This window comes from Flavobacterium sp. ZB4R12 (assembly GCF_048276375.1).
GTDB lineage: Bacteria > Bacteroidota > Bacteroidia > Flavobacteriales > Flavobacteriaceae > Flavobacterium > Flavobacterium gawalongense.
The window spans coordinates 1-1,024 of the sequence record NZ_JBLNKS010000055.1 but is presented as its reverse complement, the minus strand read 5'-3'; the positions used below and the strand labels follow the sequence as shown (position 1 = coordinate 1,024).

1 protein-coding gene is annotated in these 1,024 nt (G+C 31.2%); it reads right to left on the bottom strand.

All coding sequences use genetic code 11. The features are described 5' to 3' along the window. Positions 1-15 precede the first annotated feature (15 nt). Positions 16-918 carry a transposase gene (locus ACNO7W_RS16400; RefSeq protein WP_417938930.1) on the bottom strand — a complete coding sequence of 301 codons (903 nt, stop codon included), beginning with the start codon at positions 916-918 and terminating at the stop codon, positions 16-18. Positions 919-1,024: the final 106 nt, after the last annotated feature.

Below are 1,024 nucleotides of genomic sequence, written 5' to 3'. Positions count from 1 at the left end.
TATGCGAATCAAGGGTTAAAATATTAAGTTTATAAAGGCAACTGCAATCTTTCCAAACAGATGTACTAATAATCCTTTTGTGGATCTAACCTTACTTGCTCTTTGAATATCTGTTTTTTGAATTAGCCAATTAAAAAAAGACTCAATAGGTTGTCTAATCCTTGAAACAGCAGTTGAATATAGGTCGTTAAAGGCTTTGTCTCTATTTCTAATTTCCTGACATTCCCCTTTTACTGCTTTAACGGGTGTCATCATCACTGAATTTTTTTCTTTCTCAAACTCAGAGAAAAATTCTTTGTTCATGTAGATTTTATCACCAAAAAAATACCTATTCTCTTTAGTTGACCACACTTCTTTAAAAACGGTTAAATCATTAACCGAAGCTGAGGTTATTTGTATTTCTTCTGGAAAAGGAATTTTGTTTTCTCTCCTAAAAGCTAAAGCATGGAGTTTAACCCCATAATAATACATACTTTTGGTAGAACAATATCCCTTGTCGGTTATGTCTTTGGCCACTTTTCCAGAACGCTTTCCAGAACAAGTAACGATAGGCATTGAGTCTAACAAACTTTGATTTGGAAAACAATCTTCTGGATAATGTATTGCAATTAAATCCGTTACCAAATCTTTAAAAGCTTCGGATAATCTATTCAATCTATTAGAAAATGCAGAATAGGAACCAAGTCTTGGAAACCAATCCAACAACCAATCGCAAGCATATTTGTGAATTTGTTTGACGCTAAAACGTTGTTCTTCTTCGACGGAAAATAAATAAATGGTCATAATCTCTTGGTCTGTTAAATCTTGTTTATCATTATTACTGAAACGTTCACAAGTATATTTTAAATCTTTTTCAAATCTTTCACAGATTACTGAGTAGATTTTTACTAATTTTAGTGCTTTAGTCTGATTAATCATATGTTTAAAAGTGCGTTGAATACACCTTAAATATACTGATTATCAGACTTTAAAACAAATTAATTGAAAGTTATTTCTTTCTTTTTTTTCAACCCTTGATTCGCAT

Coding starts and splice junctions, on each gene's coding strand:
- ACNO7W_RS16400 (WP_417938930.1), bottom strand. CDS start 918: ATGATTAATCAGACTAAAGCACTAAAATTAGTAAAAATCTACTCAGTA.